Genomic DNA, 20,378 nt, shown 5'->3' with positions numbered 1-20,378 from the left:
GGTCATTTGCTCTACTCTTATGAAGTAACCGATTACATTATTAACGTTTACCAACGGAGGAGAGCGAATGAATCCTAATTTGAAAGAAATGATCAAGCAAATGACATTAGAAGAAAAAGCAGAACTCTGCTCAGGTAAAGATTTCATGAATACCAATTCCATTGACCGCCTTGGGGTACCCTCTATTATGATGTCAGATGGGCCTCACGGAATTAGAAAACAAGAGGGGAGCGCAGACCACTTAGGAATAAACCAAAGTATACCCGCTACCTGCTTCCCAACCGGAAGTGGTGTGGCCTCATCGTGGAATCGTGAACTTGCCCATACGATGGGGAAAGCAATCGGAAAAGAAGCAGCGGCAGCGGATATTTCGATTGTTTTGGGGCCTGGTGTGAATATCAAGCGTTCCCCGCTGTGTGGCCGAAATTTTGAATATTTTTCTGAAGATCCTTATTTATCGGGAACTTTGGCAGCTAGCTATATTCAAGGCGTACAAAGCCAAGGCGTGGGTACTTCCATCAAACATTTTGCTGTAAACAACCAGGAATATAAGCGAATGTCTGTCGATGCGGTAGTCGATGAACGGACATTGCGAGAAATTTATCTGGCTAGCTTTGAGTATGCAGTGAAAGAGGCAGAGCCCTGGTCTGTCATGGCCGCTTATAACAGGGTAAATGGTGACTTTTGTTCCGAAAACAGCCGCTTACTGACTGAAATTCTCCGGGAAGAATGGGGATTTGCAGGCGTAGTGGTGTCGGATTGGGGGGCTGTCAATGAACGGGATCAGGGACTAGCGGCCGGTCTGGACCTTGAGATGCCTTCCAGTAACGGAATAGGACGCAAGAAAATGATTGAAGCTATTCAATCGGGAACGCTGAGCGAAGAGGTGCTGGATCAGTCTGTTGAGAGATTGTTGTCACTTGTATTCAAAGCTGTAGATAGCCAGCGGAAGTCAGTATCGGTTGATGTAGAGGCACAACACCAGTTGGCCAGAAAGATTGCAAGTGAATGCATGGTCCTGCTTAAGAATGAGGAGAGCATTCTGCCTCTAAACACCGAAGATTCCATTGCAGTTATCGGAGCATTCGCGCAGCACCCGCGCTACCAGGGCGGCGGAAGTTCACATATTATGCCGACGAATCTGGATAACATCTATGAAGAAATCCTTAAAACATCCACTGACCGTGCAAGCATCTCCTATGCGGCCGGTTATTCATTAGACGAAGATGTTGTAAACAAAGAACTGATTCAAGAAGCAGTAGCTACCGCAAAGAATGCACAGGTTGCAGTTATTTTTGCCGGGCTGCCTGAACGTTATGAATCTGAAGGTTTCGACCGGAAACACCTTCAATTGCCGGAAAGTCACCGAACTTTAATTGAAGCAGTCGCGGAGGTTCAAGAGAATATTGTTGTTGTATTGAGCAATGGAGGTCCCATTGAAATGCCTTGGCTGGATAAAGTTAAGGGTGTATTGGAGGCATACCTTGGAGGTCAGGCTTTGGGCGGTGCGATCGCTGATATTCTCTTTGGAAGTGTAAATCCAAGCGGAAAACTGGCTGAGACATTTCCTAAAAAACTGATCCACAATCCGTCATACCTGAATTTCCCCGGAGACGGCGAGACTGCCGAATATCGGGAAGGTATTTTTACGGGTTACCGTCATTACGATACAAGAGATGTGGAGCCTTTATTTCCATTTGGCTTCGGTTTGAGCTACACCCAATTTGAATATAGTGATCTACAAGTTAGTCATAGACAGATCAGAGATACAGACAGTGTAACGGTTACAGCAAAAGTTAAAAACACGGGTGAAACAGCGGGCAAAGAGGCTGTCCAGCTATATGTACGTGATGTGGAATCAACTGTCCCAAGACCTCTTCAGGAATTGAAGGGGTACACCAAAGTTTCACTTCAGCCTGGTGAAGAGACCACCGTACATTTTGAACTGGACAAAAGAGCGTTTGCTTACTACGATGTTAAGCTGAAAGACTGGAATGTGGAGACGGGTAAATTCGACATTATGGTCGGAAAATCTTCAAGAGAGATTGAACTTGTTGAAACAATAGAGGTAGAATCGAGCATTATTGTTAGCAAACCAATTACCAGACATTCCACATTCGGTGAGTTACTGCAACATCCGGTTGGTGCTGAAATTATGGGTGCGATGGGGCAATATGACGGGAATGAAGCAGGACTGGGTGAGGGAATGCAGGAACTAATTATGGGTACTACATTGCACAATGCAGCACTTATGAGCAACGGTCAGTTCACAGAAGAAACACTACAGAGCATCTTATCCGCTGTTAACCGTTGAATGCATGAATAATTAGAATAAGCCCGGCGCAGTCGGGCTTATTCCTGTATCATATGATGCGTTTGTTGATACTGCTTCGGGGTTCTACCTGTGTGTTTTTTGAAGATTTTGGTGAAATAACTCTGATCCGTAAAACTCAAAAGAGACCCGATTTCAGAAAGTGGAGTGCTCGTAAATTGAATCATATGTTTAGCTTCCTCAATTTTGATCTGTTGAATATATTCATTCACTGGAACCCCAACTTCTTTTTTAAATAGTACAGACAGATAGTTTGGGCTAATACCAGCATGTTCAGCAATTTCCTCGTGTGTAATTTTGGAATAACGGTGGTTATATATATAATTTTTGCAAAGTGTTACGATTTTAGAATGCTGTGATTCTTTAACCTGAGAGACTTTCTCGGTTAACGAAAAAAATGCTTCCAAGCAGCATTGATCGATCTCTTTATCGGTCCGTAGATCCTCAAGGCGCTGTATGTAAACATCACTTACCGAAAAAGCAATCTCCGAATAGAGACCCCCGTCAATTGCTGCTCTGGCTGCAAGAGCTATACCGATGATGCCAAGATTCTTTTTAGAACGGATATGACTTGATTTGGACAGGACTCCTGTATTTTCACGACCAAGTTGTGTAAAGTGTTTGAGCATATCCAATTTACCGTCCTTAACAATCGTTAACAATTTCTTTTCATTTAGCGGGTTGTGATGGAGCATCTCATCATAGCCTTTTGATGAATTTATGGAACTTTGTATTTCTTTTTCCTTGATATGAATACCGCGCAAATAGTCCTGTACTACATCCTCAGCTTCGATCAATTCGTGATTAAACATTTGATTAACCAAGATCGTGATGTTAATTAGCCTCTCATGGGTTATCACAGGAACCGACTGATAATAATGATATACTTGTTCCCGGTTCGCAAAGAGATGTGTGTCATTAATGAGCCCATTTATTTTATGTTCAATCAAGCTAAATGGAAGGGAAGGTCCTAAAATGATGGTTCCTTCATCGTTCAGATCGTTACCAATACGAATTAAAATGTAGTTCTCAAAAAAAATCGTTCTTACAACTGAAGGATCTTCTTTACACACGGATGGATCAAACCCCAACACTGAAAAAAAGAATTGTTTATCATTTTTATACAGCGGATTAAGTATTCGATTACCCATCAGTTCGAATTGAACCTCTCCGGTGGAGCTTACAAACAAGATGGACATATCAAAAAGTTCTGCAATAAGTTTACATTGACGTTTTAGGTCCATTTTGTGTGTGACTCCTTTTTTTAATCATTTTATCACATCAAAATTATAAAATTACAATGATATTACCATATTGTATGAGGAAAATTCTTTATGATATTTTAGTAAGCGTTAACATTTAGGTGTGTGAGATCTATGTTGAAGGGTGGTCATCTCATGGAATTAAAAGATTTCCGGATTGAATACATGCATAATCCGATTGGACTGGACACAGTAAACCCAAGATTCTCATGGAAATTAGGTTCTACTGAACAGGACGTAATGCAATCCGCTTACCGAATAAGTGTCACACAAGATTTGCAGAAAATCTGGGATTCTGAAAAGAGGGATGAAGACGTCTCCGTTTTAGTGGAATATGCTGGTCCTCGTTTACAGGCCTCGACTTTGTACCAGGTTCAAGTCGAAGTTTGGGATAACCAAGGGAATCACGCAGTCATGGAAGGACATTTTGAGACCGGGTTGCTGAATGGCAGCAACTTTCAGGCAGAGTGGATTACACATCCATTCCCGAGCGAAGAAAGTGCTCCACCCGTTTTCTACAAAGAATTCTCTGTCGAAAAGGAAATTCAGCAAGCCCGAATCTATACCACTTCCCTCGGTGTTTATGAGATTGCGATCAATGGGACAAGAGTAGGAGAAGACTACTTTGCACCTGGATGGACGAATTACAACGAGCGATTGCAGTATCAGACGTACCGTTTGGACGGGATGCTGGAGAGCCAGAATAAAATAGAGATTATGGTGGGGAATGGCTGGTATAAAGGCATATTTGGTTTCACCTGCACTCCGAACCATTACGGGGATAGAGTTGCTGCACTTGCTGAAATCCATATTATCTATACGGATGGAACAAAAGAGATCATTGCAACCGACAAAACCTGGCAGGTGACTACCGGACCCATCCGTTCAAGTGAAATTTACATGGGCGAGACTTATGATTCATGTTTTCATGAAAGTCAGTCCTTTCATGTGGAAACAACCTCTTTCGATAAAAATCGCCTTGTTGCTCAGGAAAGTGAACCCGTCAAAATCACAAAAAGGCTCCCTGCACTTCAGTTGATTACAACCCCAAAAGGAGAATGTGTCATAGATTTCGGGCAAATCCTTACTGGGTTTGTAGAACTTCGAACCAAAGGGCGGAAAGGTCAAACGATAACCATACGGCATGCTGAGGTCCTTGATAAGGAAGGAAATTTCTATCCGGATACGTTAAGACAGGCAGTATCCATTGATCAATTGATCTGTAACGGTAAAGATCAAATTTTCCGTCCTCATTTCACTTTCCATGGATTTCGGTATATCGCCATTGAAGGGGTAGATGAGATCCAGCTTGATCAATTCACAGCTTGCGTGCTGCATTCAAGTCTGGAGGAAACAGGCCGTTTCGTGACCTCCAATGCGATGGTGAACCAGTTGCAAAGCAACATTCAGTGGAGCCAAAGAGGTAACTTTCTGGATATACCGACGGACTGCCCTCAAAGAGACGAGCGTCTAGGGTGGACAGGAGATGCACAAGTATTTGCCGGGACCGCTGCGTTCAATATGAATGTTGCCTCCTTCTTCAAGAAATGGCTGCGCGACCTTGCCTCTGAGCAGACGGAGGAATATGGGGTTCCCCATGTCATTCCTAACATTCTTGGAAATCAGGAAGGTGCTGCTGCCTGGAGCGATGCCGCTGTTATTGTCCCTTGGGTCATGTACCAAACCTATGGAGATCTTCGATTGCTGCGAGAACAATATGACAGCATGAAGGGGTGGATTGATTATATTACTGCACGTTGTGGAGCGAATGGATTATGGCAGACTGGTTATCAATATGGGGACTGGTTAGGGTTGGACAAAGAGGAGATTAGTAACGATAGAACAGGGGCTACAGATGTTTATCTGGTAGCAAACGCTTATTATGCATATTCGACCGAACTGGTTGCAAAGACAGCCAAGCTTCTGGACAAAACCGAAGATGCCGTCCGTTACGAAGAATTGCATAGCCAGATCAAACAGGCTTTCAATGCAGAATATATCTCTTCAACTGGCAGACTGGTCAGCGAAACTCAAACGGCCTGCGTGTTAGCGCTACACTTCAACCTTGCCGAGGAGAGATACAAGGATCGGATTCGCAAGACGCTTGAAAACAATATAGCGAAACATAAAAACCATCTCACGACAGGATTTGTTGGTACTCCATATCTGTGCCATGCCTTATCGGACAATGACCTGCATGACCTTGCTGGTACCTTGTTTCTGAAAGAGGATTTCCCATCTTGGTTGTACGCCGTAAAAAAAGGGGCTACCACGATATGGGAACGGTGGAATTCCATTTTGCCTAATGGTGATTTTGATACATCAGGTATGAATTCCTTGAATCATTACGCCTATGGATCCATTGGGGAATGGATGTATAGAAAACTCGCGGGAATTAATCCAATTGAGGCAGGTTATAAGAAGATTCTGATAAAACCTCAATTCATCCGAGGAATCAGTTCGGTAGATGCTGCTTTTGATTCGGTCTACGGAGAGATAAAAAGCTCTTGGTCATGCAGGGCGGGTAAAATTATTGTAAATGTAACGATACCAGCAAATACAACCGCAATTATTGTACTGCCTGAGAAACCTGTGCCTGTGGAGGTTGGTTCCGGATCTTACAGCTTCGAATATGCGACGCAAACCAGTCTCGAAAGAGAACGGTTTACCATGGATTCGACACTCAAAGAGATTGTGGAAGAGCCCACAGCAGTTCGAATGTTAAACGAGCACGCTCCCGGTATGCTGGATCACCCGATGATTCAATATGCTTATGATTTATCTGTAAGCGAATTGCTCGCCAATACGCCAGAGGAGACCGAACAGTTATTTAGAAGAGTCATCCATATGCTGAATGCATCTTAGGTATGAAGGGGAAAGGGTTGATTATGAAGGCGCTGCAGGAAACGAGCAGCGCCATTTTGTATTACAGAAATTCGTTATGGAAGAACGAAAAAATAGCACTTAAAAAAAGGATAAGCACCAATACCAATTTACTAAAAAAATAATGAAGTTACCATATTAAACCCTTGAGGAGGACTAAAATAATGTTTGAAAGCGGTACCATGAAGCGAATGAAATAAGGGGGAACAGCAATGAAAGCAGAGCGAGAAATCCTTAATCCATCAGTTGTAAAGGGAAGCAACAAGTCAAAGGCATTAGGTCTTGATGCCCAAGGCATTCAGAAAACAATGCGCCCTTACCATTACTTAGGTGACGGAGCAGCGCAAGTTGCCTTAAACTCCATCAGCGGACTGATCGGGATGTTAACTTATTTTTATACAGACAAGGTAGGGATTGCTGCTGCCACAGTGGGCACGATTATGCTCATCACCAAATTTATCAATGCAATAGCAGACTTGCTGATGGGTAGGATCGTTGATGCGACAAAATCCAAATATGGAAAGGCCAGACCTTGGATTCTATGGATGGCTCTCCCCGCAATGGCATCTATCATATTACTGTTCACAGTGCCCGCCGAGGCATCATCAACGGTAAAAACCTTCTATGCGTTAGCTACAGTTGCCTTTGCTTCAGCTATTGTGTATACGGGAATTGCGATCCCTTTCGGAAGCTTGATGGCGATCCGTACCAGAAGTGTAGAAGAACGCGGTAAAATGGGCCTTACCCGAACCATCTTTGGATATATTATCGGGATGATTATCGCTATCGCATTAATTCCACTAACCAATATGCTTGGTGGGGATCAAAAAGCTTGGATTATCGTTGCGGTTGTTCTGGGTATTCTATCTTTCATTTCCTTAATCCTGACCTTCTTAGCATCCAAAGAAAACAATGCTGGCGCAAGTATTGTTGAAAGCGATAACATTCCTTTCTGGGAAAGCATAAAGCTCCTATTCCAGAACAAATACTGGGTCATCATGCTGTTTGCTCAGTTATTGATCAACATGCTCTATACGCTTAATGGTTCAACAGGAATCTATTACACCAAGTATATTCTCGGGAATGAGAACCTGATCGGAATCATGGGGGCAGTTGGATTAGTCCCGGTTTTTTTGGGATTTGTTATGGTGGGACCCATGATCAAGAAATTCGGACTTACCAGAACTGCACGGATAGGCATGATTCTTGGCATCGTTTCATCACTTATTCGTTGCTTTATGCCATATAACTTTATTGCAGCTATAGTACTTGGCGGTATCGCGACACTGGCAACCATTCCAATGATGGCTGTCGGCGGAGTGTTGGTGAACAACACCGTGGAATACGGTGAATGGAAGACAGGTAAACGCCTAGTTGGGATGGTCAATAGTGCAAACAGCTTTGGCGTTAAAATTGGTACGGGCCTGGCTGCCGCGATGATCGGCTGGATTCTTGCCATGGGCAGCTACGATGGAGCGTTAGTAACACAGCCGGATTCAGCGATTACCAGCATCCTGGTTCTGACGGTATATCTTCCTTTGGTGATATTCGTTCTTACGTATCTCTGCTTGCGCAAGTACGATTTGGATGAGAAGTATCCTCAAATTGTAAAAGAACTGGAAGAACGCTTGAATCCTTAGGAAGATGCAAGTTATCGCGGATTACTGGGATAAATGAACCTATTTGAAAGTGAATCGTTAAATATGATAGTCTTTATATTGTAGTGATATTAATACTATCATTTTAAGGGGTGATGTGATGTTTACCAATGAAAATCAAGGTCGTTCCAAGTCCAAAGTAGATTTCATGGATCATTCTTTCATTCAGCAGCCTTTCCCAGTCTACGAAAAGCTGCGTTCCGAAGAGCCTGTCCATCGACTATTACTGCCAAGTGGGCATGCTGCGTGGATGGTTACCCGATATGAGGATGCCGTCAACATTTTGCAGGATGGTCGCTTTGTAACCGGGGTTCTCGATAACAGGAACGATGAAACGGAGGAGTCACTTCCTCCGCATCAGGCGGTTATCTCACGGAATTTGATCAGTGTTGGTCCAGAAGATCATCGTCGACTGCGGCGCTTGATTCAGAAGGCATTTACTCCCCGCATGATTGAGGGGCTGCGGGGACGAATTGTGGAAATAAGCGATCAATTGCTAGACAAGATTCAGGAAGGAAACACTCGAGAGTTTGATTTGATCGAGGACTATGCCTTCCCGCTGCCCATTATCGTTATTTGTGAAATGCTAGGTGTTCCTCTGAAGGATCAAGACAAATTCAGAGCTTGGTCCAACACCATTATGGAGAGTGTCAGCAATCCGCAGCTGAACCAGGAAAGCGATGAAGTAATGAAGGCTTTTGTCGAGTACTTACAAGAACTGATCACGGAGCGGCGCAACCATATTCAACAGGACCTCATCAGCGATCTCATCAGCATAGAGGAAGAAGGTGACAAATTAACGGAGCAGGAGTTATATGCACTAGTGTTCGTACTTATAATTGCAGGGCATGAAACAACAGTGAATCTGATTGGGAACGGCATGCTAGCGTTGCTGGAACATCCGCAGCAAAAGCAACTACTTATGGATGATCCGGATCTGATTCAAGCGGCGGTTGAGGAAGTGTTGCGATTTAACGGGCCGGCAGAAATAAGCAATGTTCGATGGGCTGCAGAAAATGTTGATTTTCAAGGAATACACATTCGCCAAGGAGACATGATGCTGGTCGCTTTATCCTCAGCGAATCGGGATTCCAGTCGATATGAAAACCCCGATACGTTTGACATTACTCGCAAAGTCAATGACCACATTGCTTTTGGTAAAGGAATTCATTATTGTCTTGGCGCTCCACTTGCGAGACTTGAAGGCGAGATTGCGATCAACGCTTTACTTCAACGGCTGCCGGAGATTCGGTTAAATACAGAACTGGAACTGCTCGAGTGGAGGCCAGGTATGATCATTCGGGGACTCAAAGCTTTTCCGGTCGTATACTAATCCAAATAATAGATTGAACCTAAATTATCAATATATTGGAGAGATGAACCTAATGAGTTATGACGAGAATATCCGAATTGGTGAATTGTTGAACAATGCAGAATCGTTTGCTGTACTGGAGAAGCATTTGCCTGAATTCGTGAAGGAACCAACGTTCAAGATGGCCACTAACTTTACGTTGGATCAACTAGCTGCATTGCCTCAGGTAGATATTCCTTTGTCTACTCTTCAGATTTTGAAGCAGGACCTTGCAGCCATTGCGTTTGGAGCAACAGTTCAGAAGCAAGCGATTGGTGCACCGACAGGAAATAAAGAAGGTTTTTCTCTGGAAGGTAAAGTGATCGTTGTTACGGGAGCTGGCAGTGGAATCGGAAGAGCCAGCGCCGTGATGATGGGATCTCGCGGAGCTAAGCTTGTACTGGTTGATTTCAATGAGCAGACAGGGGAAGAAACGTTAGCACTGGTTCGCGAAAATGGCGGCGAAGCTACTTTTGTACAGGCTGACGTATCCAAAGAGAGCGATGTTCAAAACTATATTCAAAAAGCAGTAGATGCCTATGGAAAAATTGACGTTGCATTCAACAACGCGGGCATACTCCAGAAATTCCAACGTTTCCAGGATATCTCCTTGGAAGAATTTACAAGGATCATGGATGTGAATGTGAAAGGGATCTTTTTAGGCATGAAATATGCCTTGCAGGTTATGGATAAACAGGGATTCGGGCATATCATTAATACGGCGTCTACTACGGCTATTCGTGCTGAACACAGTCTGGCTGCATACACCGCAAGCAAACATGCGGTTGCAGGTTTGACCAAAGCAGCGGCCCTTGAATATGTACGCAAAGGTATTCGTATCAATGCCATCTGTCCAGGCGGGGTAGCTACAACATTAACGGCTGCGGTTCCCCAATCGCTGCAGGAGAGCGGTTACGTACCTGAAGAGTTCCCTAATATGCGGATCGGTCGTTATGCAGAGCCTGAAGAACTCGCCCAGATCGTAGCGTTCCTTGCATCTGATTATTCCAGTTATATGACAGGATCAATCATCCTCGCAGATGGTGGCATCACACTCTAATCATGGTTCAAGTTCACCTTCTGAAATGCTATAAATATAGGAACTGTCCGGAGGGAGAACCATTTTGGCAAGTTTCGCATAATTCTTCAAAGTTATCGTCCATAAGTCTAACTTGTGGACGATTTTCATTACCAAAAGGGATGTACGAAAGGGCATGCACGATCGTACATCTTTTTGGTCGTGATTTGGACTATAATGACTTATACAAGAGGTGATCCCATGAAAATAGTACGGAAGAAGGCGAATCCGTCTGGAATAAATGAAGAAACGGACCCGATTGCGTCTTCACGTATTCCCATAATCATCTGGCTTTGGCTTGTTGCCATGGCTACTTTGATCCTGCAAACGATGTCATCCCCTATATTAGTACCCAGTATTATCTTTGTAGCTGCAATGTTAATTCATACCATGGTGTACTGGGAAGTAAACAAAATTATACAACGATCCAAATTGCTCTATATACTTCTTCAAGCAGGGTTAATTTACGGCAGTGCCATGTTAATGCCAGATGGAATGCCTGCTGTGTTGATCGGTTTAATTCCGGTATTGATTGGACAAACCTTTGCCATTTATTATGAAACGGCAAAAATCGTGTTAGTTGCGTTTGTATTATATTTATTATTCTGCACGGTAACCCTGTCTACCCGATCTGGTACGGATGTTGCCTTGTTAATTCTATTATTGTTAATGATGATCGTTGTCGTGGTATCCTATGCGGTGCTTTACTATCGTCAGGTCAATGCCCGTGTTAGAACATTAACATTTCTGCATGAGCTGGAGAAGGCTCATCAAAAAGTAGAGGAATTGACGCTAACAAGCGAGCGACAACGTATGGCAAGAGATCTGCATGATACATTGGCTCAAGGACTCGCTGGTATTATAATGCAGCTGGAGGCCGTCGATGAGCACATGAATCGAAGGAGTTTTCCGCGCGCCCACGAGATTATCCGCAGTTCAATGGGTCAAGCACGCCAAACATTGGCTGATGCACGCAAAGCCATTGATGATCTTCGGACCAAGGCCACACCGGCTATTACCTTTGGAGAGGCAATACAGGAACAGACGCTACGTTTCCAACAGGCAACCGGAATTGAAGTCGTTTTGGACGGGTATGCTCCGAGTTTCATATCCAAAGTAGGAATGGAGCACGTATTGCACATTTTAAGTGAATCGCTAATGAACATAGCCAGGCATGCTCAGGCAACGAGCGTAACCATTCACATGGCTTTGGAGAAAGAAGATTTCCATCTTATTATACGAGATAACGGAAGGGGCTTTAGCGTAGACCGAATCGGAAAACAATCCGGGCACTATGGCTTGATCGGGATGAATGAACGGGCCAGGTTGATAGGTGGCAACATAGAGATTGAAAGCGGAAAACAAGGAACGACTATTTTGTTTCGTGTTCCACTTGAAAAAGGAGAAATCTGAATGAAATATAACATACTCATCGTCGATGATCATTGGGTGGTGCGTGAAGGACTTAAATTAATATTGGAGACCAGTGACAACTATCTCATTGTCGGAGAGGCTGAGGAAGGAGAAGAAGCGATCCGAATTATGTTAGACAAAATGCCTGATGTCATTCTTCTGGACTTGAATATGCCCGGGGGACTCAGTGGTTTGGATACCTTGAAACGTATGAACGAGCAACACATTTGTATACCTGTCATTATTCTAACGACATACAACGAAGATGACTTGATGATCGAGGGACTTTCCCTTGGAGCCAAAGGGTACTTGCTCAAGGATACGAGCCGAGAACAATTATTTCGAACGTTGGATTCTGCCATTCGTGGAGAAACACTACTTCAACCTGAAATAACGTCAAGAGTCTTTGCGTTTCATACGAAGTCTGCTCAAGAACCCAAAACACAGCCACAACTATTAATTGACAAGGAGTCAACCCTGATTAGTGAGAGAGAGTTACTCGTTTTACAAGCTGTGGCTCGTGGTTTACGCAGCAGAGATATTGCTTTTGATATGGGTATTGCCGAGAGAACAGTAAAAGCATACCTCACCAACATTTACAACAAACTTGGAGTGAATTCGCGATCAGAAGCTGTTGCAGTAGCTGTCGAAAAGGGGATTTTACACTTGTAACTTGGAATGCACTCTTTCGTAATCAAAGATAAAAAATGGTATGCCCGTTATGACCTATCCCTTCTATGCCCCATCGTACATGAAAGGCTTGCCCTTTCGTACGATTTTTTTTTGGTTTTATTTCGTTAACATGAGGGTACAGAGCATTTCCTTAGATAGCTCTTGGATTTTTGTGGAAGTGAAAGGGGAAGAAATAAGTTATGGCAAAATGGTTATATCGTCTCGGGGTTTGGTCAACGAGAAAACGGAAAATGGTCATTACGATGGGACTAACACTTCTTATTGTGCTTGCATCTTTAGGACTTGGTATGGGTACTTCGTTTACGGGTGAAATGACTATACCAGGAACGAAGTCGGATCAGGCAGCGAAAGTACTAAACTCAGAGTTTCCATCATCAGATGACGGTGGTCAGATCAGGCTCATTTTCAAAGCGAAAAATGATTCATTGACTTCCGAGGCAAACAAAAATTACATTCGGCAAGCCCTGAAAGATGTAAAGACGGATTTATCAGTCAAATCTGTAGCTAGCCCATTCGAGTCAATGACTCTAAGTGCGGATAAAAAGATTGGTTATGCGGACATTACGTATTCTAAACCCGCCAGTGAAGTGGATGAGAACTCGAAAGAGCATGTGTTGAACATTGCAGAGTGGCTCGGTAAGGAAGGGATTCAAACAGAGATTGGAGGCAGTGTTGCCTTTTCTGAAATAGAAGTAGGGGGCATATCCGAAGTCATTGGTATCCTAATTGCCTTCATGATTCTAGCGTTTACGTTTACTTCGTTTCTAGCAGCAGGACTACCCATACTTACAGCGGTCATAGGACTCGGAATTGGTCTAATGACTGTAATCATTGGTTCTAATTTCGTATCGATGTCATCATTCTCCATTACGTTAGCAGTCATGCTTGCCTTAGCAGTCGGTATTGATTATGCACTATTTATCATGTCACGGTACCGTCAGCAGTTGGCAGAAGGATATGATAGAGAAACAGCGATAGCTCAGGCTAACGCAACAGCAGGAGGCTCGGTTGTATTTGCAGGACTGACTGTAATTATCGCATTAGTGGGTTTATCCGTCGTACAAATTCCCTTCATTACGATGATGGGACTAGCGGCTGCTATTAGCGTATTTGTAGCTGTCCTCATTGCAATCATTCTCGTACCAGCCATATTGGCTGCAGCAGGAGACCGCATCAGTCCGTCCCGCGAAAATCGTTGGCTGAGAAAATGGTCCGGGAGCAAAAAAGAGAAATCAAACGAAAACGCTTGGAGTCGAGTTGTCACTAGAAAGCCTTGGCTTACTGCCATTCTATGTATTGCCGTCTTAACGATGTGTACCTTGCCTTTTCTGCATATGCAGCTGGGCTTGCCGGACAATGGCCTGAAATCGACTGAAACGACAGAGCGCCGTGGATATGATTTGATGGCTGAGGGATTCGGTGAAGGGTTCAATGGCCCACTCGTGATTGTCGCTAAAGCTAATAACAGTGACGACCCTCAAGCAGCAATCGCTCAAGCAATGGCTTACATCAACGATCTGCCGAATGTCTCTAGTGCAACACCCGCAATACCGAGTCCATCGGGAAATGCAGCCATCATTACAGTGTTACCCAAGACAGGCCCGCACGATATTCGAACGACTGAACTTGTGGAGACTATACGTGAAAAAGCCGATCAACAAAACAATAAACAGGTCGAGATTATGGTTACCGGTGGGACTGCGGTTAACATTGATATTTCGGAGAAATTGCAACAGGCATTACCTAAGTTCGCTTTATTGATTGTTGGTCTTGCTTTTGTACTGCTTATGCTCGTTTTCCGATCTTTGCTTGTACCGATTAAGGCTGTACTTGGTTTTCTGTTTACATTGGGTTCAACACTCGGTTTTATTGTCTGGGTCATTCAAGATGGTTATCTGGCCAATATGTTCGGTATCCCTGAGCCTGGGCCGGTGCTTAGTTTCCTTCCCATTCTTGTCACTGGAATTCTGTTTGGACTTGCCATGGACTACGAGGTGTTCCTTGTCAGCCGGATGCGTGAAGACTTCACTAAGACCGGAGATGCACGTCAATCGGTAAAAAGCGGGATAAACCATAGTGGGCCCGTCGTTACTGCTGCTGGCTTGATAATGATTGCCGTGTTTGCCAGCTTCATTTTTGCCGAAGATACCATTATCAAATCCATGGGATTAGCTCTGGCATTTGGCATACTCGTGGATGCTTTCATCGTGCGTATGACACTTGTGCCAGCTATAATGACCCTTCTTGGCAAAAGCGCCTGGTATATCCCTGCATGGCTTGATCGCTTGTTGCCTAACATCGATGTAGAAGGCGAATCGGTTATGAGAGAAAACCATAAAGCCACCAGTGGTTTTGATCAAACCATTACTGGAAAGACCGTCTCTGGTGAAAAACATGGCTAAGTTACGTCTATTTACCAATAGTTTTCTTGATATTCCTCATGAGTGGATGGACACGAAATGGGTACTCACCAGATGTAAAAAGTAGAGGATGAGGGGGCTGCCCAAAACTGCAGCGCCTTCTCCGTTGGATGTCATGAATCAGTTTACAGCGTTCATAAGAATTGAAGTCAAGGTTTCAAAGACTCTAGAAAAAGAGATTTAAGTAAGTTGAATTGCTCGGATGGGTCTACACGAGTGTTGAATGCATCGATACCTTCCAGCATGGACATTTTCTTGGAAAATGTTCCGAATACATTCATCATCGTAAGTAGAATGTTGACGGAATTCGAACTAGCACGGACAGAACGATCCTGTTCTCCCAGTGCTGCCAATTTGGTAAATAGTCCAATGATTTTATTATATTCCGTTTGATACAATTCCAAATGCTCTACAGGCTCTTTCGAAAGCGCTACGTAACATTCAAAGGCTTCAATCAACTTGGAGTTTTGTTGATGCTCAGCTTGCTGAAAGAAAATCAGGGTGTCGAATATTTCATTTAATTTCTCGTAACATGTTCCATCTCCATGCACAATCTTTTCAAAGATAACCACTTCGGACTGAACAATATATGAAGCAACGGCAACAATCAAATGTTCTTTCTTGGGGAAATAGCGGAATACAGTAGCTACGCCAAGGCTTGCAGCCTTGGCAATTTCCTGCATGGTAGCCTTTTCGAAACCTTGCTGTGTGAAAATAGAAATGGCAGCTTCAATGATGCTTAAACGGCGTTTCTCTCGCAGCTCGCTTCGCTCATTTTCCTGGCGTTCTCGGGGTTGAATAGGGATAACCTCCTTGTCTCTGTAACTCAGGTTATGCTAACAATTGCAATTCTATTTGTCAACGAAGTAGATATTAAACGATTTTATACTCAAATAACCCTAATCAGATCACTAGCTAGGATAAGCTATAAAGGGAGACTTCATTATAAATGAACAAACTAAAATGGTTATTGCAGCATATGAGAACAAGAACAAAGATCATGATTTCTGTACTTATCATTGTTCTAATCGTAGCAGGCGTTATTGTAAGAAATTTATCAGTGTATGTTGAAGATGAAAATTACGTACCTGCTAATAGTACTGAAAACTTTCGCGTAGCGCTTTCGGTGAGCCCATTTTCGGGAAATGCATTTCAGAAAGGTTACACTTACGCTGCCGGGAATTTAACTGCAAATAACAGAGAGGATTTAGAAAGAATGTACATTTCATCAGGTGCTACGGAGATGTACGCACGAATTGCGACAAAAAGGTATCCTACTGAAGATAACATGTTGAATGGTGAGGAAGATTCAAATGCTAATTACCACACTTTAGAACAGGGATTAGAGTTGGCCCAAATGGCAGCGAAATTAAAAATACCGTTAAACCCTGAACTCATGCTTGCTTACACTTATATGGATATGGACCGGCAACAAGCTCCTAACTTCGAAGAATATCCCGAGATCTACGCCTTGCAAAAAGCGAAGCAGTGGGAAGAATTAACATTGAATGAAATGAACGTCGTTCTGGAGGCTTACGGTGAGTTTGTCGCTACCGAAATTTTGAAAACGGGTGCTACAGTAGAGAACTGGAACATTGGCAATGAAGCTAACTATGGTTTTGCAGGAGTAAGCATCGGATTAAAAACCGCAGTAAACGAAAAGCTGGAGAAGGTTCCGGGGGTTATGAGACATGTCTATTCTGTCATGCGTACCAACTGGCTCAAGAACAATATATGGAAGTACAATGCAGTACAGATGGCTTCAGTTGCCAACGGAATTAAAAGTGCTTATGAGAATTTGGGACTTGATTCAAGTAAGGTCAAGTTTTCAACTCATATCGCAACCGTAGTCACAACGGTGCATACAGCAGTCACATATTTCAAGACGTTAAAGGAAAATGGATTTCCAGTTGATACTGCTGGTATCAGTTTTTATCCTAGCGCGCCAGGAGTATACATTGATAAAATGGTTATGTATAAAAAAATCGTTACTGCCATTAACAAACAGGTAGGTATTCCTGTATTTATCGCCGAGTTTTCTTATCCTTCAGGTGAGGTGCAAGGTGCGTATGCCGGATGGTCCAAAACCGTCAAGGGTTACCCACATAATGAAGAAGGACAAGCTGCTATCTATCATGATGTGATCGAGTGGGGAAAAACACACGGTCTTATAGGGATCCGGTATTGGGCTCCTGATTTCAGTGATTGGGGGAGTATGTCAATGTTTGATTACTTGGACAATGGCGCTAAAGCCAAGAAAATATTAATGGATGCTATTTCTGAAGAGACAAATTAAAATAAGGTATATTTTTATGTCGAGTGACAAGAACATGGTCCTATTGACGCTTAAACTAATAAGTACAAAGTGCAAGTGTCGAATTAAGTATAGACGCAAGCATAGATTCCATTCTTAGCAGGACTTGTTGCCATGTGGCCTAGAGCTGCTGCATATCGTGATTGCCGTGATCTTTGGTTCCTTTTCGATGATCTTATATCCAAACGTAACCTACTATTTCTTCCTGCCCACACTCCCAACATTCATCTTAATATTTTTACATCGGTTTTGTGATATTTTCGAAATTAGAAAAGGTATAGCTATTATTGAGCACAGATGCATACGGTTAGGTGTAGTCTTTTGTTTTATTGTAAACGCTATGTCTATAATCATTTAATGCAAGGGGAGGAGAAGTCGATTCGTTATCTATACGAGTTTATACAGCATCAGGACGACCTACCCATGAAGCTCTTTGTAAACAGCGTGAAACATGTTGATTTTCATTGGCATAAGGAAGTTGAAATTGTGTATGTCCTTCAAGGTTCAATCCTCATGTATTTGGATCAAAAGCAGTACACGCTTTATGAAGATGATGTAATCGTGGTAAATAGCATGTCTGTCCATAAGATTGAACGGACCAATCAAGACAATGTACTTCTGACATTGCAGTTCGGTCCGGAACTGCTGAACACTAATGCGTTTATTTCCTGCAATTCTGCTCTGAATAATGATGGGGATAAATTACGTTTAACTAGTATCAAACAAAACCTCGCTCAAATGGTATGGGAAATCAACAAAAAAACGAAGGGTTATCGAAGCTACACGATAGGCAGACTGCAGACGTTATGTGGATGCCTTCTTCGATATTTTTCCGATGGGACGAATCTGGATGCAGAGGAGAGCAGCAAGGAGTACGATTATAAAAGATTGAACAGGGTCCTTGCGTACATTGACAGCCATTACAGTGAAAAGATTACGCTGCAAGACATGGCTGCTTCCGAGCATTTGAGCTTGCATTATTTCTCCCATTTTTTTACCGATAAAATCGGAATCCCCTTCCAAAAATACTTGACGCTCATTCGCCTGGAGAAAGCCCAGGCTCAACTGGCAGGGAGTGAGAAAAAAATTTCGGAAATCGCACTGGACTGTGGTTTCGCCAATGTAAAACTGTTCAACAAATACTTCAAAGAAAAGTACGACTGCACGCCCGGCTCCTACCGCGAAGCTTCGCTCGCGCCAGAATTCCCCAATCCGAACCAGAACCGAAAGCCCAAAACGTACGAGGAATCTTCAAGCGGGGATTATTATGAGATGGACACGTTAAACGCGATGGGATCGTTGTATCGGTACCTGGACGAGAAAACGGAAACGCAGCAGGTGCTGCTTCCACCAACGAAAACCTTGATGGAAGAGCAACATCTGATCGAGATACGGAAAGACCACACGACAGTTATGTATGAGAAACACTGGAATATTACCATGACTGCAGGCAGAGCTGCAGAAGGCTTGCGCGAAGATTGGCGGAGGCAGCTGGTCGAATTGAGGGCACGAATTCCGTTTCGTTTTATCCGGTTTCATGGCATATTCAATGATGAGATGATGGTGTACAGCGAGAATGAGAATGGAACACCAGTCTACAACTGGTCTTACGTGGACAAGCTTTATGATTTCCTATTGGGTCAGGGGATCCGGCCATTTGTGGAGTTAAGTTTCATGCCGAGCCTACTTGCGAGGTCTAATGAAACGATATTTCAGTGGAAAGGGAATATCAGTCCACCGTCCGATCCCGCCCGGTGGGAAGCACTTGTCAGTGAATTCATTCGCCATTGTTTGAATCGATATGGAGCGCAAGAAGTGAAGAAATGGTATTTCGAAGTGTGGAACGAGCCTGATCTGGCAGGAGTTTGTTGGGCAGGGAGCAAGGAAGAATACTTTGCATTTTATGAATCCACCGTTTGTGCCATCAAATCCGTGTTGATCGAACTGAAAACGGGAGGGCCTGCGATGGGTTACGGCTCCCTCTGGAACGATACTTGGACTGAAGAGTTTTTGGCATATTGCCAAAAGCGTGAGGTGCCCCTAGACTTCTTTTCGTTCCATATTTATTCGGAGTATCCGAAACTTAAAATTGATGAAGATCGTCTGACGAAGATTATGCCGCCTTCTTTTTATAAGGAAAGCATTGAACGTTTACGGCAAAAAATGAATGCTTCATCGTATGGCCATGTTGAGCTACATGTGACGGAGTGGAATTTTTCACTGTATGACCGAAACTTGCTGCACGATACGATGTTTATGGCTCCTTTTGTTATCTACCACACCATGAATACGCTCGGCAACGTTAAGGCGATGGCTTTCTGGTCTTTTACTGACGTATTCGAAGAAAGCATCGTTCCTGCTTCTCCGTTCTATGGAGGTTTTGGTCTGATCAATCGCGACGGGCTGAAAAAGCCGGCGTATTATGCGTTTGAGCTAATGCAAAAGCTGGGGGACGAGCTGCTTGTAAAAGGAAACGGTTATGTCGGAACTCGAAAAAGTGATGGAAGCATGCAGTTCCTGTTCTATCACTACGTACATGTAGATCAGCTGTTTGCGAGTGGAGATTGGTCCGAATTATCTGATTCATCGCGTTATGACGTGTTTGAGGAAAAAGGAATTAAGGCATTCGAACTTTCGCTACATATGCTCTCAGGAACGTATAAATGCACTAGTTATCGGCTGGATCGGGAGCACGGATCGGTATTTGACGAGTGGATCCGTATGGGTTCGCCAGATTCTTTAACAACAGAAGAGATCTCCTATTTAAACGGCAGAAGCGGTCCGGTAATCCGCTCAGAAATCGTGCGGGGTGAACATTGGTACAAAGAAATTTTGCTCCCGCCGCATGGTATAACGCTGCTTACGCTCGATCGGCAGTACTAAATGATTGCGCAATCCACAACTGAAAGCATCCTTTCCGCAAGGAAGGGGTGTTTTTTGTTGTTTAATTCCAGCAGAAGCAGACAAGATAGAA

Annotated in this window: 12 protein-coding genes; 10 read left to right on the top strand and 2 right to left on the bottom strand. The window is 43.5% G+C overall.

Annotation, left to right across the window (positions count from 1 at the left end; translation table 11 throughout):
- The first annotated feature begins 67 nt into the window (after positions 1–67).
- The gene (locus MHB49_RS19175; protein ID WP_405152593.1) at positions 68–2,314 is read left to right on the top strand and encodes a glycoside hydrolase family 3 C-terminal domain-containing protein; all 2,247 of its coding nucleotides are present in this window, start codon (positions 68–70) and stop codon (positions 2,312–2,314) included.
- A 38-nt stretch (positions 2,315–2,352) separates the two neighbouring features.
- On the opposite strand, the gene MHB49_RS19170 is transcribed toward MHB49_RS19175, so the two are convergent.
- Positions 2,353–3,576: a helix-turn-helix domain-containing protein gene (locus MHB49_RS19170; RefSeq protein WP_405152592.1), complete on the bottom strand. Its 1,224-nt coding sequence runs from the start codon at positions 3,574–3,576 to the stop codon at positions 2,353–2,355.
- Between the two features lie 153 nt (positions 3,577–3,729).
- Between MHB49_RS19170 and MHB49_RS19165 the strand changes: the two genes are divergently transcribed.
- The 7 genes from MHB49_RS19165 to MHB49_RS19135 all read left to right on the top strand — a co-directional run bounded on the left by MHB49_RS19165 (position 3,730) and on the right by MHB49_RS19135 (position 15,072).
- Positions 3,730–6,459 (top strand): glycoside hydrolase family 78 protein, encoded by a 2,730-nt coding sequence (locus MHB49_RS19165; protein WP_405152591.1) that lies wholly within the window; start codon positions 3,730–3,732, stop codon positions 6,457–6,459.
- A 230-nt stretch (positions 6,460–6,689) separates the two neighbouring features.
- Positions 6,690–8,117 carry an MFS transporter gene (locus tag MHB49_RS19160; protein WP_405152590.1) on the top strand — a complete coding sequence of 476 codons (1,428 nt, stop codon included), beginning with the start codon at positions 6,690–6,692 and terminating at the stop codon, positions 8,115–8,117.
- A 118-nt stretch (positions 8,118–8,235) separates the two neighbouring features.
- Complete coding sequence (locus tag MHB49_RS19155; protein WP_405152589.1) at positions 8,236–9,468, top strand: cytochrome P450; 1,233 nt, start codon at positions 8,236–8,238, stop codon at positions 9,466–9,468.
- Between the two features lie 325 nt (positions 9,469–9,793).
- Entirely contained in the window at positions 9,794–10,546 is a 753-nt protein-coding gene (locus tag MHB49_RS19150) for an SDR family NAD(P)-dependent oxidoreductase (RefSeq protein WP_405157183.1), read from the top strand.
- Positions 10,547–10,765: 219 nt separating this feature from the next.
- Entirely contained in the window at positions 10,766–11,977 is a 1,212-nt protein-coding gene (locus MHB49_RS19145; protein ID WP_405152588.1) for a sensor histidine kinase, read from the top strand.
- On the top strand, positions 11,978–12,649 hold the full coding sequence (locus MHB49_RS19140; RefSeq protein WP_405152587.1) for a response regulator: 672 nt from the start codon (positions 11,978–11,980) through the stop codon (positions 12,647–12,649).
- A gap of 200 nt (positions 12,650–12,849) precedes the next feature.
- Positions 12,850–15,072 (top strand): MMPL family transporter, encoded by a 2,223-nt coding sequence (locus tag MHB49_RS19135; protein ID WP_405152586.1) that lies wholly within the window; start codon positions 12,850–12,852, stop codon positions 15,070–15,072.
- A gap of 167 nt (positions 15,073–15,239) precedes the next feature.
- Here MHB49_RS19135 and MHB49_RS19130 read toward each other — a convergent pair whose 3' ends face one another.
- Positions 15,240–15,824, bottom strand: coding sequence for a TetR/AcrR family transcriptional regulator (locus MHB49_RS19130; protein WP_405157182.1), 585 nt, complete (start codon positions 15,822–15,824; stop codon positions 15,240–15,242).
- Between the two features lie 215 nt (positions 15,825–16,039).
- On the opposite strand from MHB49_RS19130, the gene MHB49_RS19125 reads away from it, so the two are divergent.
- Complete coding sequence (locus tag MHB49_RS19125; RefSeq protein WP_405152585.1) at positions 16,040–17,386, top strand: glycosyl hydrolase 53 family protein; 1,347 nt, start codon at positions 16,040–16,042, stop codon at positions 17,384–17,386.
- 375 nt (positions 17,387–17,761) lie between these two features.
- Positions 17,762–20,287: a GH39 family glycosyl hydrolase gene (locus MHB49_RS19120; protein WP_405152584.1), complete on the top strand. Its 2,526-nt coding sequence runs from the start codon at positions 17,762–17,764 to the stop codon at positions 20,285–20,287.
- Positions 20,288–20,378: the final 91 nt, after the last annotated feature.

The organism is Paenibacillus sp. FSL K6-0108 (assembly GCF_045040695.1).
Taxonomy (GTDB): Bacteria; Bacillota; Bacilli; order Paenibacillales; family Paenibacillaceae; genus Paenibacillus; species Paenibacillus pabuli_B.
The sequence above is the reverse complement of the archived record's forward strand: the minus strand, read 5'-3'. Positions and strand labels throughout refer to the sequence as shown.

Coding starts and splice junctions, on each gene's coding strand:
- MHB49_RS19175 (WP_405152593.1), top strand. CDS start 68: ATGAATCCTAATTTGAAAGAAATGATCAAGCAAATGACATTAGAAGAA.
- MHB49_RS19170 (WP_405152592.1), bottom strand. CDS start 3,576: ATGGACCTAAAACGTCAATGTAAACTTATTGCAGAACTTTTTGATATG.
- MHB49_RS19165 (WP_405152591.1), top strand. CDS start 3,730: ATGGAATTAAAAGATTTCCGGATTGAATACATGCATAATCCGATTGGA.
- MHB49_RS19160 (WP_405152590.1), top strand. CDS start 6,690: ATGAAAGCAGAGCGAGAAATCCTTAATCCATCAGTTGTAAAGGGAAGC.
- MHB49_RS19155 (WP_405152589.1), top strand. CDS start 8,236: ATGTTTACCAATGAAAATCAAGGTCGTTCCAAGTCCAAAGTAGATTTC.
- MHB49_RS19145 (WP_405152588.1), top strand. CDS start 10,766: ATGAAAATAGTACGGAAGAAGGCGAATCCGTCTGGAATAAATGAAGAA.
- MHB49_RS19140 (WP_405152587.1), top strand. CDS start 11,978: ATGAAATATAACATACTCATCGTCGATGATCATTGGGTGGTGCGTGAA.
- MHB49_RS19135 (WP_405152586.1), top strand. CDS start 12,850: ATGGCAAAATGGTTATATCGTCTCGGGGTTTGGTCAACGAGAAAACGG.
- MHB49_RS19125 (WP_405152585.1), top strand. CDS start 16,040: ATGAACAAACTAAAATGGTTATTGCAGCATATGAGAACAAGAACAAAG.
- MHB49_RS19120 (WP_405152584.1), top strand. CDS start 17,762: ATGCAAGGGGAGGAGAAGTCGATTCGTTATCTATACGAGTTTATACAG.